The sequence below is a fragment of the Phaeobacter cretensis genome, from assembly GCF_047372505.1.
Taxonomy (GTDB): Bacteria; Pseudomonadota; Alphaproteobacteria; order Rhodobacterales; family Rhodobacteraceae; genus Phaeobacter; species Phaeobacter cretensis.
In genome coordinates this window covers 1105058-1129650 of sequence record NZ_JBKBEU010000001.1, presented here as the reverse complement: position 1 = coordinate 1129650, position 24593 = coordinate 1105058, and the positions used below count along the sequence as shown (strand labels likewise).

The 24593-nt window shown below is 56.1% G+C and carries 23 protein-coding genes; 4 read left to right on the top strand and 19 right to left on the bottom strand.

Going from position 1 to position 24593, the window contains the following annotated elements; translation table 11 throughout:
* Window positions 1-64: 64 nt before the first annotated feature.
* The 11 genes from ACEWZM_RS05440 to ACEWZM_RS05390 form a co-directional block, all read right to left on the bottom strand.
* Complete coding sequence (locus tag ACEWZM_RS05440; RefSeq protein ID WP_414005470.1) at window positions 65-1027, bottom strand: cupin domain-containing protein; 963 nt, start codon at window positions 1025-1027, stop codon at window positions 65-67.
* A 155-nt stretch (window positions 1028-1182) separates the two neighbouring features.
* Window positions 1183-2172, bottom strand: coding sequence for a nuclear transport factor 2 family protein (locus ACEWZM_RS05435; protein WP_414005469.1), 990 nt, complete (start codon window positions 2170-2172; stop codon window positions 1183-1185).
* Entirely contained in the window at window positions 2159-3187 is a 1029-nt protein-coding gene (locus ACEWZM_RS05430) for a LacI family DNA-binding transcriptional regulator (RefSeq protein ID WP_414005468.1), read from the bottom strand. Before ACEWZM_RS05430 ends, ACEWZM_RS05435 begins: the two co-directional genes overlap by 14 nt.
* Entirely contained in the window at window positions 3184-3960 is a 777-nt protein-coding gene (locus ACEWZM_RS05425) for an SDR family NAD(P)-dependent oxidoreductase (RefSeq protein ID WP_414005467.1), read from the bottom strand. Before ACEWZM_RS05425 ends, ACEWZM_RS05430 begins: the two co-directional genes overlap by 4 nt.
* Window positions 3957-5009, bottom strand: coding sequence for an ester cyclase (locus ACEWZM_RS05420; protein WP_414005466.1), 1053 nt, complete (start codon window positions 5007-5009; stop codon window positions 3957-3959). The genes ACEWZM_RS05425 and ACEWZM_RS05420 overlap by 4 nt, the downstream gene beginning before the upstream one ends.
* Window positions 5010-5084: 75 nt before the next feature.
* Window positions 5085-6413, bottom strand: a complete 1329-nt coding sequence (gene hisD, locus ACEWZM_RS05415) for a histidinol dehydrogenase (RefSeq protein WP_414005465.1) — start codon at window positions 6411-6413, stop codon at window positions 5085-5087.
* Window positions 6414-6417: 4 nt separating this feature from the next.
* Window positions 6418-6954, bottom strand: coding sequence for an ester cyclase (locus ACEWZM_RS05410; RefSeq protein ID WP_414005464.1), 537 nt, complete (start codon window positions 6952-6954; stop codon window positions 6418-6420).
* Window positions 6955-7081: 127 nt separating this feature from the next.
* Window positions 7082-7966, bottom strand: coding sequence for a carbohydrate ABC transporter permease (locus ACEWZM_RS05405; RefSeq protein ID WP_414005463.1), 885 nt, complete (start codon window positions 7964-7966; stop codon window positions 7082-7084).
* 1 nt (window position 7967) lies between these two features.
* Window positions 7968-8993 (bottom strand): carbohydrate ABC transporter permease, encoded by a 1026-nt coding sequence (locus ACEWZM_RS05400; RefSeq protein WP_414005462.1) that lies wholly within the window; start codon window positions 8991-8993, stop codon window positions 7968-7970.
* 69 nt (window positions 8994-9062) lie between these two features.
* The gene (locus ACEWZM_RS05395; protein WP_414005461.1) at window positions 9063-10289 is read right to left on the bottom strand and encodes an ABC transporter substrate-binding protein; all 1227 of its coding nucleotides are present in this window, start codon (window positions 10287-10289) and stop codon (window positions 9063-9065) included.
* Between the two features lie 89 nt (window positions 10290-10378).
* Window positions 10379-11428 (bottom strand): ABC transporter ATP-binding protein, encoded by a 1050-nt coding sequence (locus tag ACEWZM_RS05390; protein WP_414005460.1) that lies wholly within the window; start codon window positions 11426-11428, stop codon window positions 10379-10381.
* 135 nt (window positions 11429-11563) lie between these two features.
* On the opposite strand from ACEWZM_RS05390, the gene ACEWZM_RS05385 reads away from it, so the two are divergent.
* Together ACEWZM_RS05385 and ACEWZM_RS05380 are read left to right on the top strand one after the other, a co-directional pair.
* On the top strand, window positions 11564-12565 hold the full coding sequence (locus ACEWZM_RS05385) for a nuclear transport factor 2 family protein (RefSeq protein ID WP_414005459.1): 1002 nt from the start codon (window positions 11564-11566) through the stop codon (window positions 12563-12565).
* Window positions 12562-13428 carry an amidohydrolase family protein gene (locus tag ACEWZM_RS05380; RefSeq protein ID WP_414005458.1) on the top strand — a complete coding sequence of 289 codons (867 nt, stop codon included), beginning with the start codon at window positions 12562-12564 and terminating at the stop codon, window positions 13426-13428. The genes ACEWZM_RS05385 and ACEWZM_RS05380 overlap by 4 nt, the downstream gene beginning before the upstream one ends.
* Window positions 13429-13559: 131 nt before the next feature.
* Here the strand turns inward: ACEWZM_RS05380 and ACEWZM_RS05375 are convergent, their stop codons facing one another.
* Complete coding sequence (locus ACEWZM_RS05375) at window positions 13560-14414, bottom strand: LysR family transcriptional regulator (protein WP_414005457.1); 855 nt, start codon at window positions 14412-14414, stop codon at window positions 13560-13562.
* 121 nt (window positions 14415-14535) lie between these two features.
* Between ACEWZM_RS05375 and tmpA the strand changes: the two genes are divergently transcribed.
* Together tmpA and tmpB are read left to right on the top strand one after the other, a co-directional pair.
* Entirely contained in the window at window positions 14536-15681 is a 1146-nt protein-coding gene (gene tmpA, locus ACEWZM_RS05370) for a 2-trimethylaminoethylphosphonate dioxygenase (protein ID WP_414005456.1), read from the top strand.
* Window positions 15678-16298 carry a (R)-1-hydroxy-2-trimethylaminoethylphosphonate oxygenase gene (tmpB, locus tag ACEWZM_RS05365; RefSeq protein WP_414005455.1) on the top strand — a complete coding sequence of 207 codons (621 nt, stop codon included), beginning with the start codon at window positions 15678-15680 and terminating at the stop codon, window positions 16296-16298. Before tmpA ends, tmpB begins: the two co-directional genes overlap by 4 nt.
* A gap of 141 nt (window positions 16299-16439) precedes the next feature.
* Here tmpB and ACEWZM_RS05360 read toward each other — a convergent pair whose 3' ends face one another.
* From ACEWZM_RS05360 to ACEWZM_RS05330, 7 genes are all read right to left on the bottom strand, one after another.
* Complete coding sequence (locus ACEWZM_RS05360) at window positions 16440-17585, bottom strand: iron-containing alcohol dehydrogenase (RefSeq protein ID WP_414005454.1); 1146 nt, start codon at window positions 17583-17585, stop codon at window positions 16440-16442.
* A 92-nt stretch (window positions 17586-17677) separates the two neighbouring features.
* The gene (locus ACEWZM_RS05355) at window positions 17678-19060 is read right to left on the bottom strand and encodes an aldehyde dehydrogenase family protein (RefSeq protein WP_414005453.1); all 1383 of its coding nucleotides are present in this window, start codon (window positions 19058-19060) and stop codon (window positions 17678-17680) included.
* Window positions 19061-19139: 79 nt separating this feature from the next.
* Complete coding sequence (locus ACEWZM_RS05350) at window positions 19140-20492, bottom strand: glutamine synthetase family protein (protein WP_414005452.1); 1353 nt, start codon at window positions 20490-20492, stop codon at window positions 19140-19142.
* A gap of 111 nt (window positions 20493-20603) precedes the next feature.
* Window positions 20604-21638, bottom strand: coding sequence for a TRAP transporter substrate-binding protein (locus tag ACEWZM_RS05345; protein ID WP_414005451.1), 1035 nt, complete (start codon window positions 21636-21638; stop codon window positions 20604-20606).
* Window positions 21639-21689: 51 nt separating this feature from the next.
* Window positions 21690-23192, bottom strand: coding sequence for a TRAP transporter large permease (locus ACEWZM_RS05340; RefSeq protein WP_414005450.1), 1503 nt, complete (start codon window positions 23190-23192; stop codon window positions 21690-21692).
* Complete coding sequence (locus ACEWZM_RS05335) at window positions 23192-23788, bottom strand: TRAP transporter small permease subunit (RefSeq protein WP_414005449.1); 597 nt, start codon at window positions 23786-23788, stop codon at window positions 23192-23194. Before ACEWZM_RS05335 ends, ACEWZM_RS05340 begins: the two co-directional genes overlap by 1 nt.
* Window positions 23781-24590, bottom strand: coding sequence for an N-formylglutamate amidohydrolase (locus tag ACEWZM_RS05330; RefSeq protein WP_414005448.1), 810 nt, complete (start codon window positions 24588-24590; stop codon window positions 23781-23783). Before ACEWZM_RS05330 ends, ACEWZM_RS05335 begins: the two co-directional genes overlap by 8 nt.
* Window positions 24591-24593 lie beyond the last annotated feature (3 nt).

Here is a 24593-nt window from a genome sequence, read left to right as displayed (position 1 = left end):
TCTGGGGCGGGCGGTTCAGTCTAATTGCCCGGCGCAGTCGTTGCTACCGCGCCGGGCCGGTGTATTACTGACCAGTCCAGGTGGCACCGGCTGGATCATCGGTGGCTGTTACCCGATAGAGGCTGGCTTCGCCTGTCATGGACGGTTCCAGACTGTGTACTTCACCCGCCTTGATAAGGGCCGTGTCGCCGGGGTTGAGCGTGGTTTCGCCACCGGCCCATTTTAGCCGCCAGTGGCCGCGCACTGGCAACAGGACACTGTGTTGGTCATGGCTGTGCATCTCGCCGGGCAAGGAACCACGGGTCAGGAAATCCACACAGAACCCGGGTTTGTCTTTTAGCAGCGCCGTGGCCCCTATCACCTTGGCTGGTTTGTCACGTGCCAGCGCCATCAGATCCCAGTAGCGGGCAACATAGGCAGGCACGACGGCTTCAACTGGCACTTCGGGATAGTGCGACAGCTCCTCCTCGGTGAGTACCGGCATTGGTTTGACGTCTTCGGGCAGCGCAACGCCTTTTTTGGTATCATAGAGCACGCCGTTATTGCCCAGAACCAGCCCATGATCACGGGCGTCTTCAATCACCTGCGGGGCCCACGTCACGCCGCCCCCGGCATCGTCGCCCCCCAAGACAGCCATGATCATCCCGTAGTCCGTGCCAATATTCTCGAACCCGCGGAAAATCCCGGTTGGAATATTGAAGATATCCCCTTCGTCGGCAATAAATTCGCCTGCATCGCCGTTCCGACCCCAGAAGAACCGCCAACGCCCCTTGAGGACAAAAAACACTTCGGCGGTAGTGTGGCTATGAAGAGAGTTGCGGCACTTCGGGGGCTGGCCTGCTGCGCCGATGTTAAACCCGATTTGATCTGTGATATGCACGTGCTGATCCGGGCTCTCAGAGACGCCACCACCAATGATGGTAAAGTTCTCTTTCTGGTTTGACCCCGGCGTATGGGCGTCAATGAAGGCGGTTTTGCAGGGGCGTAGTTCACCGTAGCGGACGATGCGATCTTGGATGGTACTCATGGTGTTTTCTCCGGTGTGCATGTTGGGTTTGAGAGAGTTCAAACCCATGTTCCGGGAGGCCGGTTGTTTAACCGTCGAGCTCGCAAGGACGCGCGGTGCGCATGATAGCGCCGCGCAGCCTTGCTGGCATTGAGAGATGATGTCTGTGGCATCACTTACAGATCGCCAGTCTGCAGCAGTATCTGCTTCCAGACGGCAGTTTCATCAAAGAGCGTCCATTCGCGGCGGAGTTTTATATTGCCGCCAGTTAACTCGCCCCATTCCGCGTGGCTGATGCCCAGAACATAGATATCTGCACCGGTTGGTGCGCCCAATGCCCCCCATCCGTCATGTTTGCCATGCATGCTCCAGCGGACGGCAGAGCGCGGCGGCATGTTGGCATCAGCCCGCCCAATCTGGTGGTGGACCTTGAATTCAGCCGAGGGCAGGGCTGCGCGCAGGGACATCCAGAACCGATCGACCGGTGCCCAACTGTGGCCGGTTGTTCCACCGGGGTATTCTGTATGAACCGCTCGGTCATAGATCGCTTCAATAGCGCTCATATCCGCGTTCATCATGCGCGTAAGGACATCGGTATGGCGCTGCCCCCATTCGCTATCGTTGCCTGTACCCTGATAGGGGCCGACGAGGTCTGTGGCGGGCGTCAAGGGTTTGACCGCATGCTCTGGTCCGCCTTCGCGGGCGATCAGATCGCGGGTGAACTCTTTTGGTTCCCAACCCATTTGCTTAACGACAGCCCCATTGTCCCGGATCAGCCATTCGTCGTCGATGGCATTGTTCTTGGCGTGACAGTCGGCCAAAATCCGGTAGGTCAGTTTGCTCCCGGTCGCCTTGCCAAATGCCCCGTCGCCCAGATGCGTGGCAGTGGACATGATCCGATGGCTTGATAACATTCCCCGTTCGGGGGTCCCGGACCAGATCACGTCTTCGCCCAAAAGGGTGCGGTCCGGAAACTCAGCCAGAGTAGCCATCGTAGCGCCGATCACACCTTGATTGCCGACTGAGACCGAACCAGGCATTCTCACGACAATGTCTGGCGCGTAGTAGTTGCGCAGGGTAGCAATGCCTCGATCTTCCCAGATCTCTTTTGTGATGCCGATGATGTAATCGGGGAAGTCTTTGAATTTGGGATCAAAACCCTTCATTTTTCCATCCTTCAGGAATGCGGGCCGAGCCGCGAACTATCAATGGGCCATCAATCGCGATGCGGCGCGGCCCCTGTGGGGCACCGCTGATTTCATCAAGCAGAATATCCACCGTCTCTAAGACCATGCGATTGGCGGGCTGGCGAACGGTGGTCATGTCATAAGCAGGCCAAGCAGCGGTGGGCACGTCATCGTAGCCTACAACAGAGACATCACCCGGCACCTCCAATCCAAGTTCGGACCGAAGGACATCCATGACCGCAAATGCCATGTGATCATTGCCAACAAACACAGCATCTGGCTGGTCGTTGGCAAACATCTGGCGAGTTGCTTCGGACGCAGTTTCCATCTGAAAATTGCCGACCCCACGTGCGTGCAGTGTTAGGCCATCCTCAGCCAGACGTTCGCAGAAGCCAGCTTCGCGATCACGTTGGGTCGAAGCGCCTTCCCAACCGGCGATATAGCCGATCTTTCGATGGCCGGCTGCCAGAAGGAAATCCGCGACCTTACGTCCGCCTGCATGATTGTCCGAGGTAACCGCTGACATGCAAGGGTCATCCTGAGACCGGTTGAACAGCACCATGGGCACACCTGCGGCGCGGCAGCGATCCGACAGTTCTGACGACATCGCGACTGAGGCCGCGATAATGCCATCAACTTGATAATCAAGAATTTCCTCGATCACGCTGTCGATGCTGGTGGCGGTGTTCGGGGCCATGAACATCAACACATGATAGCCCTGTTCTTGCAATGCGTTGGAGAGTTTTTCCAGGGCTTCCGGGTAGAAATGGTTTTCCAGATAGGCAACGACCAATCCAATGATGCGGGAGCGCCCGGAAACCATGGCGCGAGCCAGCGAGTTTGGCCGATAGCCAAGGGTCTCAGCAGCAGCTCGCACCTTATCCACGGTCTTTTTTGATGCAGATGCGCCGGGGGTGAAGACTCGGCTGACGGCGGATTGTGACACGCCCGCCAGCCGTGCAACATCAGCCGAGGTGACTTTTGCAACGGTCATTCTGATGTCCACCCGCCGTCGATCATCAACGCGGTGCCGGTGATCAGCGCAGAGGCATCAGAGGCGAGATAGACGACGCCGCCCATGATATCTTCGACCTCGCCGATGCGACCCAGCTGTATCTTGCTTTCAATCCATGTCCGACGTTCTGGACGATCAAAAGTGGATTGCGTCAATGGCGTTACAATGAAGGTGGGGCAGATCGTATTCACCCGAATACCGGCCTTGCCCCATTCAATGGCCATGGATTTTGTAAAGCCTTCAACGGCATGTTTTGTCGCGGAATAGACCGCTCTATCCAGGCCGCCGACTTTAGCCATCTGGCTGCTAATGGTGATCAGCGAGCCGGGTTTTCCGGCGGTCATCAGATCTTGGGCTACTGCCCGTGTCAGGAAGTAAGCGCCCTTGAGATTGAGATCGACAACCGCGTCGAAATCATCTTCGGCCGTGTCCGTAGCGGGGCTATGGCGGGCCAACCCGGCGGAGTTCACAAGAATATCGAATGCACCGTTCCGCGCGCTGGTCTCTGCAATCGCAGTTTGGGTCGCGTTGATATCCGCAACATCTAGAACCAGTGCCTCTGCCTGCATATCCACGGCGCGCATTTCAGCCACGAGCGTTTCAAGTGGTTTTGTACGTCGGGCTGCGATGGTGACATGTGCCCCGGCCTCAGCAAGGGCGACAGCACAGGCGCGCCCTATCCCGGAACTCGCTCCGGTTACCAATGCGCGTTTGCCATCAAGACGGAAAGAGGGGGTTCGAGGCAGGCTCACGGGCGGTCTCCGTTTGTTGGTGCAATAGGACCCAGATTGCGGGCTTTGTTGAACTCGCGCAGACGGGCCATCACGTCAACGCCCAGCTGCGCATAGACATCGAGAAGATCTACCAAGACCCAGTTTTCGCGGATCAAGCCGTTTTCCATTCGCCAGAAATCGAGACTTCGCAGATCAATCATCTGACCAGTAGGAGGAAGGCCCAACCAACCGTCGTCTGAAATGCTCTGGCGCATATTTGGCCAACCTGTGACTGCCGCATAGTCTCCATCCCCAAAGAAATGAAAATTAAGGGCATCATCCTTAGCGCCGCGGTTGGGCATAGCATTCAGAAACGGGATCTGATGCCAGTCCCGAAACCCCGAGATGCCGCGTGCGGTACCAATGCCCGCTGGGCCATACCAATTAAATCGAGGGTGCCAGAACTTATTCATTTCCATTACCTCGGGACCGCCTTGAGCCGGATGGCGAACGAGATGGGCCAGCATATCCACAATGTGATTGCAGGACGCGGCTGCGTGCTTCCGATCCCACGGGCCCCGAACAAATCCGTCCTGCGTGAGTGGACCTGGCACGAGCATCTCACGCCCGAGCGACGGGGACATTGGCCAAGCCCCGGCTTGCATCATCAGTTCCGGGATGTCCCAGATCGCCTGCATCTCGACAATCTTGCCTTCGGAGATGCGATAAAACTCATGATACCGCATATGTGCAAAATGGCCGGTTGGGGGAATATCCATCCAAGGGGCTGTGAAGGTACCAATATACTGCCCGCCAGACCCCAACCATTGATCGCCCTGAGAGGTTTCGCCAGCCATCACGATCCAGTCCCGACGCTCCAGATCAGGCATCGCTTCCAGTAGTGGCGCATAGGCCTCATCGTAGAACGCGTCGGCACCGACCATAGTTCCAAGCGGGTGACACAAACGGATTTCGGCATCGGATGAGAAAACTGACGCCATTGCACTGCGCACCGGGTCAGCCGCGAAATCGCGCATGGCTGAAAACAAAGGAGCCATCAGGGCCTTATGTGCGCTTGGGCGATCCATTATTGATCCTGATCGGAAAAGCAAAATTGGTTTTGCTCAGGCGAGTGTTCCACCGCCCGAGCGATATGTCGGCTCTTACTCAGCAACATCACGGTAGGCTGCACCTTCACCATAGGGAACATTGGCCCCCCCGTAGCGGCGCACCCGGATGTTGCATTGTTCGGCATGCCCAACAAAACCCTCTAGCATACACAGGCGTGAGCCGTATTCGCCGATCAGGGTTGCCGCTTCATCAGTGGTGATTCTCTGATAAGAGTGCGTTTTCAGAAACTTACCCACCCAAAGCCCACCTGTGTAGCGACCGGCCTTTTTCGTAGGTAAGGTATGATTTGTGCCAATGACTTTGTCTCCATTGGCGACATTGGTGCGTGGACCAAGGAACAGCGCGCCGTAACAGGTCATGTTTTCTAAGAACCAGTCATCGCGGTCGGTCATCACCTGAACATGTTCCGATGCAATGTCATCGGCTACGGCCAGCATCTCATCATAGCTGTCGCAGAGGATTACCTCTCCGTAATCTTCCCAGCTCACACGGGCGGTACCGGCGGTTGGCAGGATGGTCAGGATGCGGTCGATCTCTTTCAGCGTGTCTTCGGCGAGTGTCCGACTGTTGGTAACCAGAACGGCGGGGCTGTTGTAGCCGTGTTCGGCTTGTCCCAGCAGGTCTGTGGCGCAGAGCTCTGCATCAACAGTGTCGTCGGCGATGACCATGGTTTCAGTTGGACCCGCAAAAAGATCGATACCCACGCGACCGAATAGTTGGCGTTTGGCTTCTGCGACAAAGGCGTTGCCTGGGCCGACGAGCAGATGCACAGGCGCTATGCTTTCGGTGCCAATAGCCATCGCACCAACCGCCTGTATGCCGCCCAGGACATAGATCTCATGGGCGCCGCCCAAATGCATCGCGGCGATAACGGCAGGGTTCGGCTCGCCGTTGAACGGTGGTGTGCAGGCGACAATTCGTGGCACGCCCGCCACCTTAGCAGTTGCGACAGACATATGGGCCGAAGCAACCATCGGGAATTTACCACCGGGAACATAGCAACCAACGGATTGTACCGGTATATTTTTGTGACCCAGGATCACGCCGGGCATTGGTTCAATCTCAATATCCAGCATGGAGTCCCGTTGAGCCTGTGCGAATTTGGTCACCTGCTCCTGTGCGAACTTGATATCTGCCATCTCGCGTGGTGTCACTTTGGCAATGATCGTTTCGATCTCGGTCTCACTGAGGCGATAGCTTTCACGGTCGTAGTTATCGAACTTACAGGCCAGTTCACGCACAGCGGTGTCACCGTGCGCTTCGATATCCTTCAGTGTAGCAGCGACCACTGCACTGGTTTCGGCGTCATCTTCGGCCCGATCTGCTTCTGGTTTGCCGCGTTTGAGATAGTCAATCGCCATCGTCTTATCCTTTGTTGTCGGGTCGAGGCGCCTGTTTGTCGCCGCGATCAAATGCTTCCCAGCCTTCGCCGTTGAATAGATCGACGCCAAGTTGGGCGGCGACATGGGCAAAATCGACGTTCACCCAATTGTCCAAGATCTTGCCGTCAACGACTTTCCAGAAATCCATGTACCGGATTTCAATCCGCTTGCCGGTCGGTTCAATTCCGAGGAACGTGCCGCTGTGCGTGGCTTCCTGACGGCCAAATGCCGCGGCCCATTCACCCATGTAGAGACGGGCCTCATCTATGCACACCTTGTCGGAGAACGCGGCCTGAAAGGGACGCTGCCAGTTGTCCTGGAATTCCTTTAATCCGGTTTTGGTGCCGCAACCTTGGTTGCCCATCCAGCGAAACCCATCGGAAAAGAAGTCGCCAATATCGTTGATGCGGTGGTCATTTAACCCGTCCACCATCTCTTCAATCACGCGGCGGGTGTCGTCGGTTTTGCTCAGGTCCGTGTCTTTGGTCAGCACGGCTTGTTCGGGGCGGGAACCTTTCATCGGTCTTGTCCTTTTAGTTTGCCAAAAGAAAATCTGCGCTGGGGGGGAGAGCCCGCATACAGAAAATCCCTTGGCATCCTGTTCAGCGCCGGATGACGGCCGAGAGCGTTATGGCGAAATGATGTGCTCATCCCTTGACCGCACCTGCGGTGAGGCCGCTGACGATCTGGCGCTGGAAGAACATCACCAAGACGAACAAGGGAGCAGTTGCAGAGACCACGGCGGCGACGGCAAACATCACGTTGCCTTCCGTCTGAGTGGTGCCCATGAAACTGGCGATCTTCGGGATCATTGTTTGATTGTCTTTGCTCAACAGCATCGAGGTTACAGCAAAATCATTGTACGCCAGCAGGAACGAGAACAGGCCTGTGGTGATGACGCCCGGCCACATCACGGGGATGATGACATGGCGGAAAGCCTGGAATTGGGTGCAACCATCGACCTTGGCGCTTTCGTCCAGCTCTTTGGGGATCGACTGGAAGAAAGAATGCAGCATCCACAGGGTGAAGGGCTGGTTGATAGCCACCAACACGATAACAGTCGTGGCCAGGTGGCCCCACAGATTCCATTCAAAGAACGGTAGCAGATAACCCGCAACCAAGGTGATCGGTGGCATTGCCCGGAAGATCAGTGCAGTGATCAGCAGCCAGAATGTGTAGCGGTAGCCTGAACGGGACAAGGCATAGCCGCCCAGCGTCCCGATGGTCAGCGACGTCATCACTACGAAGATGCAGACCAGCACGGTGTTGATGCCAGCTTTCCAGAATTCTTCCTGGATCCAAGCGCCCTCGTACCCAGCACCTGTAACAGAAGAGCCATGCGCTTCTTTTGTCAGCTCACCGGTTAGTGCATTGGTCCAATCCGCGATCGAGAAGAAGTCCAACTCGACCTTGAAGGATCCCCAGAATGTCCAGAGGAAGGGGAAGGCGGCGAGAAGCAACCAGAACAGGATAAAACCGTTAACCAGAAGGCGCAGGCCCATGGGGCGGCGGGTGGCGGCAGAACTGCTCATGTTAATTCTTCCCTTTGAAGTCTTGCCAGGTCCGGATCAGCACCGGGGTCAGCAGCACGGCTACGCCGAGAATGGTCAGGACAGATGTGGTGGCGGCGGACGATAGCAGCCGGGTTTCACCGCCCAGATCGTTGAAGATGATCCAGCTGAAGGATGTCGCGTGAGCTTCGGCATTGAAGCCGACGATGGGTTCAAAAACACGGAAGTTGTCCATGAGCTGGATAAGCGCCACAAATGTCACCAGCGGCATCAGATGTGGGACAACAACATAACGAACGCGCTGCCAACGGGTAGCGCCATCAATCTGGGCGCTTTCCAACTGGTCCTGGGGCAAGGTTTGAAGACCGGCGTAGAAGACAACAAAGGCAAAAGGCGCCGAGTGCCAAACACCGTAGACCATCAGCATAATCCAGGTCAGCCCGGTTGAGGCCTTGAGAGACAGCGTCGGATCATCGGCTAGATACTGTAGTGCCGACCCCAACACGCCACGGCTGTCGATCATCCAGAACAGGATGAGAGAGCCAATCAGCGGTGTCACGATCATCGGCAACAGCGAGAAAAAGATCACCAACCCCTTAAGGTGCTTGTTAAGCGAGTTCACGGCGAGCGCAATCATCAATCCCAGCACAATCAAAAGCGGGGTCACGGTGAACGTGTAAGTTAGTGTGAAACCCATTGCGCGATAGAATGGCAGGTCGCTGATTTCGCCAAAGAAGTCACCGATGCTATCGGTCGTGCGCCAGGCCTCGGCAACCTCATTTACGGCGAGGTGCCCGCGATCAAAATAGATCTGCAAGCCGACGAATTTTCCCAGTGGCTCTGCATCACGCAGGGCGCGGGTAGCCTCCTGGTCAATTGAGGTCTCTTCCTTGCAGCCAAAGGGGCCACAGTTTTCGACGACCACCAGAACAGCGTCATGCGGGGTATGAACGGACTGGAACAATACCGACACGATAGGCAGCGCGATGAACAGCAGCATCGCAAGCCCCGTGGGCAGAAAGAACCAGAAGAAGGTACGGTGTTTCATGACAATCCGGTGTCCAGAGTTCAGATCGTGGCGGAGGGGGCGTGGCCTCTCCGCCGTTAGGGACCCAACTTAGTTGAGGAACCCTTTTTCCTTGGCAGCAGCGGTATAGGCCGCTTCGGCACCAGCAAGAGCCTGCTCAGCACTTTCCTTCCCCTGCATGTAGTCGCTCAGCTCAGCGCCGAGTGCGGTGTGCAGGAGCCCCATGTAGGGCAGCATTGGATAGGGGCTGGTGCTCATCTGAACAGCTTCAAACACGCCCTGCGCCGCATCCGTAGGCTCATAACCATCAATCAGCCAAACCGCCTGGGAGGCCGTTTCTTCGTTCAACATCGCCGGGCGAATACCATGGGTCATTGCTACAAAGGTTGCCTCTGCTTCGGCATCCGGGATGTTCTTGGCCACGGTCCAGCCATCCCACCACAGGGTGGACGCTGCATCAGATCCACCCGCAACGGTGAGCGGGCCGGAGATGGCCATATGGTCTTTGACTTCCTGCACCACACCTTCAGCGTCTGCCAGGGTAGCGGCGCGGCTGCCCCACATATTCATAAGGGCGACATTGCCGGCCCGGAATTCAGCGTTGGTTGCGTTGGAGTCATGGGTCAGGAAGTCGGGGTTCATGTATTCCGACAGCGACTTCATCATTTCCAGCGCGGCTACGCCCTGTTCATTGTTGATGGAGACTGTTGCGCTGCCCGGCTCAAAAAAGCTGCCGCCATGGCCCAGGTACATATTGTTGAATTCCTGGGCGAGGTTCCAGCCTGCTTTGTATGCGCCGCCAACAGGGTTTTCCATAATCCCTTCTTCGCGGATCATTTTGGCTGCTGCCAGAAGGTCTTCATAGCTTTTGGGAGCCTCGACACCAATCGCATCCAGCACGTCTTCGCGGTAAACCAGATGCTGGGCGTTCGCCATGAAGGCGACAGCCATAATCTTGCCGTTGATGGTGATCAGCTGAGTCTTCTTCAGGCTATCGCCATGTTTCGCAACGAGGTCATCCAGCGGACGGATGACGTCATCGTTCATCAAGGCCACGATAGACGAATTGGCGATGATGGCCGAAGTATATTCAGCGGGGTTGCCGGTCATGCCAGCTACGTTGATTTTCTGGTGGTCGGCAGTCAGGTTCGCCTTTACCTCGCCACCGGAACATTCCTTGGCTGCACCCGCGACCGAGTGAATCGCCGGGAATTCATTGCCAACGATATTAACCCGCGCCGAAATTTCGCAGGCAGACCCTGCGGTAGCGGCCAATGCCAGGACCGAGCTGGAAAGTGCGATATGTGTGAATTTCATGGTATTCTCCCTGTTATTTGGGGGAAGCCGTCCGGACAGCATCCCCATCGGTGCCCCGTCGGATGAACGAAGGTGGTGGTGGTTGGGGATTACCCCCCCAGCCGCGCACCTGTTTGTTTGTCAAACAGGTGGCAGTGATCTGTGGGCACGTGGATCGACACCATATCGTCGATGTCTGCCCGGAAGGTTTTGTCAGCCTTGACCGATACTAACACGCCGCCGATACGGACGGTGACCATGGTTGCATCGCCGAGGAGCTCCATCGTGTAGATCGGCGCGTTGATCTGTCCGCCGCTCTCGACAACGCTTGCGTCTTCGGCGCGAAAGCCCAGTGTGACGGCGCCGTCTTGGCCATTCAGACCCGAAATCTCGGTGTGCTGTGTAGCAAAGCGCCCACTAGCGAGGTCACCCTCCATCAGGTTCATTGCAGGGGAGCCGATGAAGCTGGCAACAAAGGCGTTGGCAGGACGGTCATAGATCTCGGTGGGGCTGCCGACTTGCTGCACCACACCTTTGTTCATAACCACCACGCGATCAGCGAGGGTCATCGCCTCGATCTGGTCGTGGGTCACATAGATCGTGGTAACGGCCAGCTCATGGCTGAGGTTTTTGATCTGTGCTCGCGTTGAAACCCGAAGCTTTGCATCCAGATTTGAGAGCGGTTCGTCCATCAGGAAGACATTTGGTTCGCGTACGATGGCACGCGCCAAAGCCACGCGCTGGCGCTGACCACCAGACAATTCTGCCGGTTTGCGATGCAGAAACTCGTCCAACTCAACCATCGCGCTGGCGCGGCGTACCTTGGCGTCATGTGTCTTAGGGTCGATACCGCGCACCTTCAGAGGGAAGCGGATGTTCTCGTAGACGTTCATATTCGGGTAGAGCGCGTAGCTTTGGAACACCATTGCAACGTCACGGTCTTTTGGTTCCAGTTCGTTCACCCGATTGCCATCAACAACGATGTCACCCTCGCTGGCGCTTTCGAGGCCGGCGATCATGCGCATTGTTGTGGTTTTGCCGCAGCCTGATGGCCCGAGCAGAACCAGAAACTCCTTGTCTGCGATGGTGAGGTCGAAATTATCCACCCCGACAAAGCTGCCCCAACGCTTGCTGATATTACGCAGCTCTATCTGTGCCATGCGGGTTCGCCTCCCTGCGAAATCTAATTTGCATACGATTGCAAAAAGATTAGTCTTTGCTGTAATAATTTGGCAAGATATTTTTGCATTCGTATGCAAATTTGTGTTAATAGACTGAAATCGTAGGGAAAAGTCATGAAACATCTTCAGGCGGCAAAGGCAGTTGTTCGCGCATTCTACGAAGAGCTAGACGCTCCGGGGACCGATCTTGAGACAGTTCTGATTCGACACACTGCGGCGGATTACCTGTGGCGTGGGTTTCACCCGTTCAACGAGTTGACGGATGCTACTGACGTTGCTCGCCGCTTTTGGAAGCCTCTGCGCCAAAGCCTCACATCACTGCAGCGACGGGAAGATATTTTCTTTGCCGGGCGCAATCAAATGGATGGGTTCCAGGGCACATGGGTGGTGTCTATGGGGCATCTTATGGGATTGTTTGATGCGCCATTTTTGGGAATTCCATCGGCGGGTAAGATCGTGATGCTGCGATACTGCGAGTTCCACCGGGTCGAGAACGGAAAGATTGCTCAAACTGCTATGTACTTTGATCTTCCCCACCTGATGGAGCAGGCAGGGATCACAGCTTTCCCCAGGCAGACTGCTGCGCAGCTGGTACAGCCGGGTCCGATGACGCATGACGGATTGCTTTTTGAGGCCCAGCCGGAGCAGGAAGGGGAGGCAACACTGGCCGTGATCAACCAAATGATCGGCGATCTGGGGCAATGGGACAATGATCTCAGCCTTGAGGATGAACTTCGCCAAACCTGGTGCGAGGATATGCTATGGTGGGGACCGACTGGCATTGGTGCCACTTATACCATTCCCCGCTATGCACAGCAGCATTCCGGTCTCTTTCGCGCGGCATTCTCAGACCGCTCGAAGACCACGCATACTGCGCGTCTCGCCGAAGGTGCCTATGGTGGCTTTGCGGGGTGGCCGAACTTTACTGCGCGCCTTAGCGGAGACTTCATGGGGCGCCCGGCGACCAATGAGATTGGCGAATTCCGGGTCATTGATATCTACCGTCGCAAGGGTGACAAACTCGCAGAGAACTGGATCTTCATTGACCTGCTGCATTTTTGGAAGGGGCAGGGATATGATGTCTTACAACAGCTCAACGATGGGAAATTCACATGATCGATGCACATCATCATCTTTGGGATTTGAATGCTGTGAATTACCCGTGGCTGGCTGCGAAAGGCGTGAAGCGGTTCTTCGGTGATCCAACCCCGATCCAGCGCGACTATCTGTTGTCTGAATTTCGAGCAGAGGCCGGTGTCTTGGGTATCACCGGATCTGTTCATATTCAGGTCGGCGCTGAAGACCCTCTGGCCGAAGCGAAATGGGTGCAATCGATTGCAGATGCAAACCCTGATTGGCCGATGGCGCAGGTTGTGTTTTGTGATTTGACCGCACCAGATCTGGCTGAGAAGCTTGATGTCTTCAAATCGCTGTCAACTGTACGGGGCGTGCGCCAAATCGTCGGTCGCGCACCGGGCGAGGATGCCGAAACCGGGACCAACGCTCTTTTGGATGATCCAAGGTTTTTGGAAGGGCTTTTGCTGGTTGGTGAGCGTGACCTAAGCTTCGATCTGCAACTCATTCCTGAACTAATGGAAAAAACGGCTCACGTCCTGGCACAATCTCTACAGACAGATGTAGCACTTTGTCACGCTGGTAGCCCCCATGACCGCAGTCGAGCGGGATTGAAGTCTTGGGGCCAGCATCTTGGTTCGCTCTCCGATCTACCTAATGTCTACTGTAAATTGTCAGGGCTAGGGATGTTTCAGCATCGCTGGAGGGCGGACGATTTCATGCCAATCATCAAGACCTGTCTCGGTCAATTTGGCGCCGGCCGCTGCATGTTTGGATCTAACTTTCCGGTTGATAGTCTCTATTCTGATTATGATACACTCTATCAGGCCCACCGGGCAGCGGTTCCTGAGCCGCTGTGGCCGGAAGTTTTTGGCAAAACAGCTGCACGGTTCTACCGTATTTAAGAACCTTTTGTTTGCGGAGGCGCTGGTCCACTGCGTTGACCACCTGTCCAGTCGTTTGGCCGAGAGCGTGTCGGTACAAGGTCGTGGCCTGAATTCATACCGGGCCGGATTGCCGCCGCAGACGCGCGACCTCAGGTCATAATCCGGGTGAGGTCTGCCCATTGCGCACGGGTTACAGCATCCTTTCCGGAGATAACCCAATATGTTGCGTGGTGGTCCATCTGATCCCGGCTAAGGCGCATCAGCCGTTCTGTTGCGAGATCAGCACGGCAGAGTGCTTGAGACCCCAGCAAGACGCCGGCCCCTACACGTGCGGCACCAAGGGCGGATAGAAATGTATCAAAGCGCAGATGTGGCACCGGTGTCGTCCCGCCGCCGTAATGTGCCACCCAGTCTGACCAGTCGGGACGAGGGCCGGAGCATGCGATACGGGGCCATTCGCTCCAATGACCTGAGCTATTGATTAGCCCTGGCGCGGCCATCGGTGTGATTTCTTCTGAATAGAGCGGCATTTTATAGGGATGAGGCCAGTCACCGACGCCGTAGCGAATGCGGATCATCTCATCCTCCGGCGCATCATGGGCCCCTAATACCATGGTCTGGACAGCAAGCTGACCACCTGCGATCTCGCTCAATGCGTTGAGCCGGGGTGCTAACCACAGATCGATCACGGATTGGCTGGCTGAAATCGTCAGATGTCGCCGACCGGTGCCAAACAATGCTTCTGAGCTGTCGCGCATGGTGTCCAGCGCTGACTGAATATGCGGCAACCAGGCTTCACCCTCTACAGTCAGTGTGATTGCGCGAGGGTGCCTATGAAACAGGACGGCACCCAATCGTTTTTCCAGTTGGGCGATCCGTTGAGAGATGGCAGATTGCGTGATCCCTATCTCAACAGCAGCAGCCGTAAAGCTGCCGCAGCGCGCGGCGGCTTCAAATGCACGGATCCATTCTAGGGGCGGTAGGGTGGCGCGCTGCTGATGCATTAGCTGAACTTGGCCTGAGTACGAAAATTCCTAATTTGAGATTATGTAAAGGCAATGCCAACATGCGCACAAGAGTCATCTTCCAAGCAGTACTCCCCTGTGCCAAACCAATGAGGACACTATGCCGTCAGTAACTGTTGCCCCTGCGGGCGATTATCTTACCCTGTCTCTCGGATCATCAACGCTTCGCTTTCATGCGATTTGGCTTCGTGACAACGGAGCCGATCCCGAAACCCGTGCGATGGCCAATGGCCAGCGGCTGATTGCTCTGCGAGATATCCCGGCAGAGACGGCAATTGCAGAGGCCTCGTTGGACAGTGGCGGTCTGCTGGTTCGGTTTGCGCCCGAGAACAAGACTGTGACCTATGATCTGTCTTGGCTGGAATCGCATGGCTATGACCGTGAACCGGTTCAGCAGTCAGGATGGTTGGCGGATGGGACAGAACCCTGGGATGCCGGATTGATGGAGGCTGTACCAAGCGGTGACTTTGCGGCGTTAGAAGCTGGCGGGGTGGCACTGGGCGACTGGCTGGGCGCTGTCACACGTTACGGTTTTGGCAAAGTCGTCAACGGCCCGATAGAGGAAGGCGCATTGTTTCGGTTGGTGGATCTGTTCGGCCATGTCCGCGAGACGAATTATGGGCGTCATTTTGAAGTCCGCACTGAAGTTAATCCAACCAACCTTGCCTTTACCGGGCTTGGTCTGCAGGCCCATACTGATAATCCTTACCGTGATCCGGTACCAACTATCCAGGTGCTCTATTGCCTCGAAAGCTCTGCTGCAGGTGGTGAGAACATGGTGGTTGATGGCTTTGCTGCAGCCCTGCGCCTCAAGGCAGAAAATGAAGCCTATTTCAATGTTCTGGCTGACCATTGCGCGCGGTTCGAATATGCCGGTGAAACAGAGGTCTGCCTGACGTCGCGTCGCCCGATGATCGAGTTAGCCCCGGATGGTGAGTTGATTGGGGTTCGGTTCAATAACCGTTCGCTGGCGGCTGTACAGGATGTCCCGTTTGATAAGATGGCACTCTATTATGCGGCCTATCGCCGGTTTGGTGAAATCATTGATGATACTGCAATGGAAGTCACCTTCCGGCTCAACCCCGGTGAGGCGTTTGTGGTTGATAACACCCGTGTCCTACATGCGCGCAAGGGTTATTCCGGTGAGGGTACCCGTTGGCTGCAGGGCTGTTACGCCGATAAAGATGGGCTGCGTTCGGTCTATGAGGCCGGGCGTCGGCAGGCACAGGCGGAGGCGGCAGAATGAACAACCGTCAGCAATCGCCAGCGTCTTATACCCCTCCCGGCACGCTAGATCGTGAAACGATCGTCGATTTTCTCGGTTCAATCTTCGACCGGCGCGGGGGCGAAGAGTATCTTGGTGAGCCAGTGACCATGGGCGAACATATGTTGCAGGGTGCAACCATAGCCGAACAGAATGGCCAACCGGAAGAAATCATCGTGGGCGCTTTGCTGCATGACATTGGTCATTTCACCTCGGAATTTGGCACATATCATCCCGACGATACCGAGGACCGCCATCACGAAGACGCCGGCGCTGAGGTGCTGGAGCAGTTCTTTCCTAGTGTGATCACCGATAGCTGCCGTTATCATGTCGCAGCGAAGCGTTATCTGTGCGCCACGAAGCCCGAGTATTTCAAACGCCTGTCTCCGGCGTCTATTCATACTTTGGAATTGCAGGGCGGACCGATGACAGCCGAGGAAGTGGCTGAATTTGAAACGAATCCAAACCTGAAAGAGATCATCGCGGTGCGCTACCTTGACGAAGCGGGCAAGCGTGAGGGGATGACGACCCCGGATTTCTGGCATTTTGCGCCGATGGTGCAGCGCATGGTCGACCAACATTGCGGAACCGCAGACTAGAGGTCTTTGATAAAACTGCGCCCCCTTCTCTTACTCGGAGGGGGCGCAGTTCAGACTCTATCACAACGTCGTTGCGATGCGCTCAGCCGAGGATCGCCTGGGCGCAAACGTAGTTTCTATATACGCCAGACCCTATGGCGCTCAGAGTGCGTCCTTGAACAGTTGTGTGAGGTTTGCCTCGTCAAGAGTGATCGGGTTGCCGCCGCAAGAGGGATCGATCAACGCGCCTTTTACCAGCTCCGGGATGGCGTCTGCAGTGACGCCAAGGTCAGACAGCCCGCGCGGAATACCAAGCGAGTCGTTCAGTTCCTGCACATAAGCGCAGAACCCGTCGAAACCGCCTGCAATGTCCAGGTAGGCGGCTGCTGTCTCAAAGCGGTCGCGGATCTGCGGTGCGTTGAAGGCCAGAACCGCTGGCATGCAGACCGCATTGGTGGTGCCGTGGTGCGTGTTGAACACCGCGCCAATTGGGTGGCTCATGGCATGAATCGCGCCAAGGCCCTTTTGGAACGCGGTCGCCCCCATCGCTGCAGCAGACATCAGCTGTGCTCGGGCCTCAATGTCGGTACCGTCAGCATAGGCGCGCGGCAGATAATCCTTGACCAGCCGCATGCCTTCTAGCGCGATGCCTTGGGACATGGGGTGGTAATGGGGGCTGCTGAATGCCTCAACACAATGGGCAAATGCATCCAAACCAGTGCCTGCGGTGATGAACTGGGGCATGCCAACGGTCAATTCAGGGTCGCAGATCACGACAGTGGGTAGAACCTTCGGGTGGAAGATGATCTTTTTCTGATGGGTTGCACTGTCAGTGATGACGGAGGCACGACCTACCTCGGAGCCTGTACCTGCTGTAGTTGGCACCGCAATGATTGGTGCGATGGCATCAGCATCCGCGCGGGTCCACCAATCACCGATGTCCTCAAAATCCCAGACCGGGCGGTTCTGGCCACACATGAACGCAACCATTTTACCCAGATCGAGACCCGATCCGCCGCCAAAGGCAATAACACCGTCGTGCTCACCTGCATTGTATGCAGCTACACCAGCCTCAAGGTTTTTCTCATTTGGGTTTGGGTCTACTTCGGAGAATATACCGCGCCCCAGGCCCGCAGCCGCCATAGTCTCAAGGGTAGATTGGGTGACCGGCAGATTGGCTAAGCCCTTGTCTGTGACCAGGAGTGGCTTCTTGATGCCAGCCGCAGCGCAGGCATCTGCCAGTTCCTTAATCCGACCGGCGCCGAATTTGATTGCGGTTGGATAAGACCAGTTTCCAACGAGAGTCATATGCATGTTCCTGTGATGAGTTGGGGAGGGGGCACTGCCCCCACTTGCCTACCGGCAAGCCCCCCGGAGTATTTAGAGAAAGATGACAGGCCTTAACCTGTGGTCTTTTTCAAATGATAGGATTTCGGACGTGTCAGGTTCTGATAGCCAATAACAGAAAGGCCGCCGCCGCGCCCGGTGTCCTTGCACCCGGTCCAGCAGAGGCCGGGATCCAGATAATCTGCGCGGTTCATGAAGACAGTACCGGTCTCGATCTTGTCACCAATAGACTGCGCACGGTCCAAGTCAGCCGTCCAGAGCGACGCAGTGAGGCCAAAGTTGCTGTCGTTCATCAGCGCAATCGCTTCGGCGTCGGAGGAGACTTTCATGATACCCACGACAGGGCCAAAGCTCTCTTCGCGCATTACTCGCATGTCATGGGTTACTTGGGTCAGGATCTGGGGAGTCAGATAGGCTCCACCATCATCCTGAGGCATGGTCTCTATATGGGCGACGGCTCCTGCCGCAACGGCATCGGAAATCTGGGAGCGGACCTCGTTGGCGAAGCGCACGTTAGCCATCGGTCCGATGGTGGTGTCTTGTTCCAGTGGGTGGCCCAGCTTGTAGCCGTTTACGATGGCAATGGCTTTCTCCAAAAAGGCGTCATAGAGACTCGCGTGGACGTAGATCCTCTCAATACCGCAGCAACACTGACCGGAGTTGAACATTGCGCCATCGATCAATGTATCAACCGCGGCATCCACATCCGCGTCTTCCATCACATAGCCCGGGTCCTTACCCCCAAGCTCAGTGCCTACGCCGGTGAAGGTGCCTGCCGCCGCCCGTTCCATCGCGCGGCCACCGCCGACGGAGCCGGTGAAATTCACAAAGTTGAACGCGCGTTGCGAGATCAGCTCAGAGGTCGTGTCATGGTCAAGAAAGGCGTTCTGAAACACGTCTTCTGGAATGCCGACCGCATGAAAGGCCTGTGCCATGCGCTCACCCACCAGGAGTGTCTGAGTTGCATGTTTCAGTACGACGGTATTCCCCGCTATCAGCGCAGGAGCCACAGTATTGATTGCGGTCATATATGGGTAGTTCCACGGCGCGACAACCAACACCACACCGTGCGGCACATGTTTAATATAGCGTTTGAAGTGCTCATCTTCGCCGACTTCAATGTCCGCAAGCGCATCTTTGGCGATTGTCGCCATATGGCTGGCGCGCTCGTTGAAGCCTCCAAATTCCCCGCCGTAGCGGATAGGGCGACCCATCATATGTGCCAGTTCTGGCACGATCTCATCATTCATTGCCCCGACAGCGGCTACACCAGCCATCACTAGATCAATGCGCTCCTGAAGAGGGCGTGCGGCCCAGCCCGTCTGCGCCATGCGCGACCGCTGAGTCAGCTCAAAGGCGGCTTCGCGTGGCAGTATTTCACGCTCAGCGTAGACCGATCCATCGATCGGTGAGATGCATTTCAGGGTCTGGCCCATTGTGTTCCTCATTTGGTTTGACAGGGGCGTTGCCCCCATCGTCGTCGTTCCTAAATACTCTCGCTGAAGGCCGATTGCCTTAAGCGCGCTCAAACCCACGAGCGACCTCATAATCGGTCACTGCGCGCTCGAAATCTTCGATTTCGACTTCGGCAGTGCGCGCATAGTGATCCACCACATCATCACCAAAGGCACGGCGCAGCAGTTCAGATCCCATTAAGGCATCGCGTGCCTCGCGCAAGGTGGAGGGAATCATGCCGGTATCGCCTTTGTAGGTATCCCCTTTTGTTGGGGGAGCCAGCTCCAGCTTTTCTTCAATCCCTGCAATCCCGGCGGCCAGCTGCGCTGCCATCGCCAGATAGGGGTTGAGATCGGAACCGCCCACCCGACATTCAACACGAATAGCCTTGCTTCCTTCGCCGCACAGACGAAACCCAGCCGTGCGATTGTCCACAGACCAGATGATCCGGGTCGGCGCGAAAGTGCCTTTCATGAACCGTTTGTAGCTGTTGATATAGGGTGCCAGAAAATAGGTGTAATCAGGCGCGTATTTCAGCATCCCGGCCATATAGTGTTTCATCAGATCGGACATGCCAAGCTCATCGGTCTCATTGTAGAAGGCAGGCTTGCCATCCTTCCAAAGCGATTGGTGAACATGGCTGGAAGAGCCGACCTTGTCGCGGTGCCATTTGGGCAAGAAGGTCGCAGCGTGGCCCTGCAGATGGGCAATTTCCTTGATCGCGTGTTTGGCTATCGTGTGATGATCCGCCGTATCCATCGCCGGAGCGTATTTGATATTCAGCTCTTCCTGACCGGTTTCGGCTTCACCTTTGGAATTCTCAATCGGCAGGCCTGCATCATAGAGATGGTTGCGGATCGGCCGCATCACATGCTCTTCGCGGGTCGTCTGCATGATGTTGTAGTCTTCATTGTAACCGGAGATTGGCGCAAGATCGCGGAAGCCGGATTTGCGCACCTCGTCAAAGCTCTTTTCAAAGAGGAAGAACTCAAGCTCGGTCGCCATCATCGCGTCAAAGCCCATCTCGGTAAGCCGGGCAATCTGTCTCTTCAGAATGGAGCGGGGGGAGTGGCTGACTTCCTTGTGGGTATGGTGGTCCAACACGTCACACAGCACCATGACGGTACCATCGAGCCAAGGCACCGGACGCAGTGTTGTAAGATCCGGTTTCATGACGTAGTCGCCATAGCCGTTTTCCCAGCTGGTTGATGCATAACCATCGGGCGTCGCCATTTCCAGATCCGTCGCGAGCAGATAGTTGCAGCAATGGGTCTCTTCCCATGCGCCATTCACAAAATGCTTGGCGTGAAACCGTTTGCCCATGAGGCGCCCCTGCATGTCCACAAGGCACACCAGAACTGTATCAACTGTGCCGTCGGCAACCTGGTCTTTGAGCGTATCGAAGGAGAGCATGAGCAGCCCTTTGTGTTCTGAGGCCACAACTTTTTTCAAAAAGCCGGGCAAATTCCTTAGGGAGGAGATTGGCCCACCTCTCGCGGGCCAATCTCTTTTCACGTTTCTGGCTTAACCGTAACGGTATGGGCGGCCAGCCTTTTGCATGTCGGCGTTGTACTTCTTGAAGATGTCGACAACCTTGGCCTTGGTGGGGCTTTCGGCGGCGATTTCATCCCAGAAGGCGACCGCAGCGTCTTCGACGGTCTTCCATTCTTCGTCAGGAATAGAGGTCAGCTCCAGCTTGGGGCCATTGACCCGCAGCGAGGCTTCGCCGCCCCAGTACCACCACTGACGATAGTAATGCGACTGATCACAGCACACCCGGAACAGGGTTTGCAGATCTTCGGGCAGCTCATTCCAACGGCCTTGGTTGGCAAAGAACGATCCGGCCCAAGCGCCAGAGATGTTGTTGGTCAGGAAGTAGTTGGTCACATCCGCCCAGCCGACGGTGTAGTCTTCGGTGATGCCGGACCATGCAACGCCGTCCAACTCACCGGTCTGCATGGCGACTTCGATGTCTTCCCAGGGCAGAGTGACAGGAACAACGCCAAACTGGCTGAGGAAACGACCGGCAGTCGGGAAGGTAAAGATACGCTTGCCCTTCATGTCCGCCAGGCTGCGGATTGGGTCTTTGGTAGCAAAGTGGCAGGGATCCCATGCGCCGGCAGAGATATGCTTGACGCCAACTTTAGAGTATTCTTCATCCCAGATTTCGTTCAGGCCGTACTGGTTGAACAGAACAGGCACGTCGAGTGAGTAGCGCGAACCGAAGGGGAAATAGCCACCAAAGACAGTGACTTCGGTGGGGGAGGCCATCGAGTCATCGTCCGACTGCACAGCATCGATGGTGCCGCGCTGCATGGCGCGGAACAGCTCGCCAGTCGGGACCAGCTGGTCGGCGTAGTAGAGCTCGATCTGCATGCGGTCGCCTGCGATCTTGTTGAACATGTCCACGGCGGGTTTCACCACATGTTCTGCCAGCGCAGCACCAGCATAGGTCTGCATCCGCCAGGTGATCTTGGATTGAGCCAGAGCCGGTGTTGCCAGTGGGGCTGCCATGGCACCGACGCCGGCAGTCTGAATAAACTTACGTCTTGTCGTCATGTCTCTTCTCCGAGTTGAATGTTCGGCCCCCTTACGGGGCTCTTCTGAAGGTTATTTTCCGTAAACAAATTCGGGCAGCCAGAGGGCGATCTGTGGGAAGATCATTACCAGGGCCAAGGCCACCACCATCACCGCTGCAAATGGTATGATTGACACATAGATATCCCGCAGCCCGATTTCTGGTGGCGCCATGGCGCGCATCAGGAACAGGTTGTAGCCAAACGGCGGGGTCATATAGGCGATCTGAGTTGTGATCGTGTATAGCACGCCGTACCAGATCAAATCGAACCCCAGCGCACCAACCAGAGGCACATAAAGGGGGGCGACAATGACCAGCATCGCGGTGTCATCTAGAAAGGTGCCCATCACGATAAAGCTAAGCTGCATCAGGATAAGGATCATCCAGGGCGACAGGCCAAGCTGTGTAGTGAACAGGTCTTCGATTGCTTTAACCGCGCCAAGTCCATCGAAGATTGCACCAAAGCCCAAAGCCGCGAGGATGATCCACATGAACATGCAGGAAATCCCAAGCGTTGAGCGCACTGACGTCTCAAACACTTCCTTGGTCATGCGCCCTTTGAGGATGGCGGCTACAAATGCCGTCATTGCGCCAATCGCGGAGCTTTCCACCAGAGACGTCCAACCGTTTACAAATGGGACCATCATGGTGGCAAAAATCGCAAGCGGCAGCACGCCCGAGAACAAGAGGCGGTGTTTTTCTTTCATGAAGACATCGTGGTAGAAGGCCGGAATACCACGCGTGACAAAGACCAGTATGGCACCTGCCAAGGCGATACCCATGCCAGGTTTGGGATCAACTGCTCCCAGTTTTACCGCTAATGGAAGCAGCACCAACAGCCCCAATACCAAATAGTTAAGGCGCAACGGATGGTCGCTGATACGCTCATATTCAGCCAAATCATCTGGGTTCATTGCCGGGCCGAGATGGGGCTGCATGCGGGCGCGCAAGTAGATGTAGAGAATGAACATTGCGGCCATCAGCAATCCAGGTACCACACCCGCGAGCCACAGCTGTCCTACCGGCTGACGCGCGATCATCGCATAGAGCACCAACACCACCGAGGGCGGTACCAGAATGCCCAGTGAGGACCCGGCCTGAATTGTACCGGTGACCAGTGTCTTGTCGTACCCACGGCGCAACAGTTCGGGAAGGGCGATGGTGGCACCGATTGCCATACCGGCAACCGACAGGCCATTCATCGCGGAAATTAGAACCATAAGGCCGATGGTGCCAATCGCCAGGCCCCCTTTTACTGGACCCATCCATACGTGAAACATCCGGTAGAGGTCATCGGCGATCTTGGATTCCGACAGCACATAGCCCATGAAAATGAACATCGGCAGTGTCAGCAAAGGATACCATTTCATCAGCTTCATAGCCGCTGAGAACGGGATTTCACTACCGCCGGTGCCCCAAAGAAGCATACCGGCAAGGGCACCTACAAATCCGATTGCGCCGAACACGCGCTGGCCGGTCATCAGCATTAGCATCATGCCGGCAAACATCACAAGGGCGATGAGTTCATAGGGCATTAGAAGTCGTCTCCGCGAAGGCGTCCGAGATCACGGAACAATTCAGCAAGGCATTGCAGCAGCATCAAAAAGACGCCGAAACAGAGGATGGTTTTGATCGGCCACATGAACGGCCGCCATGCGGTGGAGCTTCGCTCTAGATAGCCAAGTTTGGCAGCAGTTGCATCAAACCCTTCGGTCACAAGGGTCTTCAGTAGGTCGCCAAAGAAGTGGAAAGGCTCCAGTCCGAAATACCCCAGTGAATAGGCGGTCGAGCTGACGGCGCCGTAAAACAGCACACCGAGATAGAACATCAGGAACATTACAGTAAAGGCGTCGACCCAGGCTTTGGTCTTGAGCGACCAGCTGCCATAGAACAGATCCATCCGCACGTTACTGCCCATCTGGATCGAATAGGGCCCTCCCAGAATGTAGTAGGAAACCATCACAAACTGAGCAGTTTCCAACGTCCAGAGCGATGGGTTGAAGAATGTCTTCGAAACTGACGACCACAGCAGCACTCCTACCAATACAAAGATCAGATACATGGCAATACGGCCAATCATCCGGTTCATCGCGTCGATGGCGTGGACATAGCTCTTTATGGCACTAGGCATGATGCGCCCCCTTTGTCGCAAGGGACGTCAGAGCCGGACGCAACAGCTGCAGCAACTCATCGGTCATGGTGGCTTCCTGCTGCGGGCTTTGCAGCAGGTCGTTGCGGATCTCGATCATCACACTGGCAAGACCGTTGTTTTGGCCATGCAGCACCAGCGAATGCGTCACACCGTCCTGCGGGCCATAGGGTTCATTGCGTTCGATTTTGCGATGGGGCAGGGCCTGGGTCGCGTTCAGCATGGCATCAGCCATCCGGGTGTCATCATCATGCAGAATGCCGATTTCGACACTGCGATGTGTGCCGTAGTAGATCGGAGTAAAGCTATGGATCGTTATCAGAACCGTTTCCTGTTCGGAGGCCTTACGCGCGTCGATAAGCTGTGCCACGGCCTCGCAGAACGGTGCATAAACCGACCGCACTCGCTCCTCGCGGGCGGCGGTATCAAGGCCGCGATTGCCAGGTACGTCGATCAGTTCGGACTTTGCAGGCATTGCGCTGGCCGCTTCGGGCGGGCGGTTGCAGTCATAAACCAGTCGCGAGACGCCGCTTGCCACCAACGGTGCATCAAGTGCTTCCGACAGCCCCCTGGCTACAGCCAATGCGCCGGGATCCCAAGCTGCATGGCTGGCACGATCGTCGGCAGACAGGCCAAGCCCATGATACCGCGCCGGGATGTGGTTGCTGGCATGTTCGCACAGCACCAGCACATTGCCGGTCCCGTCTGCATTCCAGATCTCCACAGCCCGGTTGCACAGGTCTGATGCGGCGGTAGATGGAGCGTTGGAATCGCTCAGTGACATTGG

Coding starts and splice junctions, on each gene's coding strand:
- ACEWZM_RS05350 (WP_414005452.1), bottom strand. CDS start 20,492: ATGCTCTCCTTCGATACGCTCAAAGACCAGGTTGCCGACGGCACAGTT.
- ACEWZM_RS05375 (WP_414005457.1), bottom strand. CDS start 14,414: ATGCATCAGCAGCGCGCCACCCTACCGCCCCTAGAATGGATCCGTGCA.
- ACEWZM_RS05400 (WP_414005462.1), bottom strand. CDS start 8,993: ATGAAACACCGTACCTTCTTCTGGTTCTTTCTGCCCACGGGGCTTGCG.
- ACEWZM_RS05335 (WP_414005449.1), bottom strand. CDS start 23,788: ATGCCTAGTGCCATAAAGAGCTATGTCCACGCCATCGACGCGATGAAC.
- ACEWZM_RS05405 (WP_414005463.1), bottom strand. CDS start 7,966: ATGAGCAGTTCTGCCGCCACCCGCCGCCCCATGGGCCTGCGCCTTCTG.
- hisD (WP_414005465.1), bottom strand. CDS start 6,413: ATGGCGATTGACTATCTCAAACGCGGCAAACCAGAAGCAGATCGGGCC.
- ACEWZM_RS05340 (WP_414005450.1), bottom strand. CDS start 23,192: ATGCCCTATGAACTCATCGCCCTTGTGATGTTTGCCGGCATGATGCTA.
- ACEWZM_RS05345 (WP_414005451.1), bottom strand. CDS start 21,638: ATGACGACAAGACGTAAGTTTATTCAGACTGCCGGCGTCGGTGCCATG.
- ACEWZM_RS05330 (WP_414005448.1), bottom strand. CDS start 24,590: ATGTCACTGAGCGATTCCAACGCTCCATCTACCGCCGCATCAGACCTG.
- ACEWZM_RS05440 (WP_414005470.1), bottom strand. CDS start 1,027: ATGAGTACCATCCAAGATCGCATCGTCCGCTACGGTGAACTACGCCCC.
- ACEWZM_RS05385 (WP_414005459.1), top strand. CDS start 11,564: ATGAAACATCTTCAGGCGGCAAAGGCAGTTGTTCGCGCATTCTACGAA.
- ACEWZM_RS05360 (WP_414005454.1), bottom strand. CDS start 17,585: ATGACTCTCGTTGGAAACTGGTCTTATCCAACCGCAATCAAATTCGGC.
- ACEWZM_RS05430 (WP_414005468.1), bottom strand. CDS start 3,187: ATGACCGTTGCAAAAGTCACCTCGGCTGATGTTGCACGGCTGGCGGGC.
- tmpA (WP_414005456.1), top strand. CDS start 14,536: ATGCCGTCAGTAACTGTTGCCCCTGCGGGCGATTATCTTACCCTGTCT.
- tmpB (WP_414005455.1), top strand. CDS start 15,678: ATGAACAACCGTCAGCAATCGCCAGCGTCTTATACCCCTCCCGGCACG.
- ACEWZM_RS05410 (WP_414005464.1), bottom strand. CDS start 6,954: ATGAAAGGTTCCCGCCCCGAACAAGCCGTGCTGACCAAAGACACGGAC.
- ACEWZM_RS05420 (WP_414005466.1), bottom strand. CDS start 5,009: ATGGATCGCCCAAGCGCACATAAGGCCCTGATGGCTCCTTTGTTTTCA.
- ACEWZM_RS05380 (WP_414005458.1), top strand. CDS start 12,562: ATGATCGATGCACATCATCATCTTTGGGATTTGAATGCTGTGAATTAC.
- ACEWZM_RS05395 (WP_414005461.1), bottom strand. CDS start 10,289: ATGAAATTCACACATATCGCACTTTCCAGCTCGGTCCTGGCATTGGCC.
- ACEWZM_RS05435 (WP_414005469.1), bottom strand. CDS start 2,172: ATGAAGGGTTTTGATCCCAAATTCAAAGACTTCCCCGATTACATCATC.
- ACEWZM_RS05390 (WP_414005460.1), bottom strand. CDS start 11,428: ATGGCACAGATAGAGCTGCGTAATATCAGCAAGCGTTGGGGCAGCTTT.
- ACEWZM_RS05355 (WP_414005453.1), bottom strand. CDS start 19,060: ATGGGCCAGACCCTGAAATGCATCTCACCGATCGATGGATCGGTCTAC.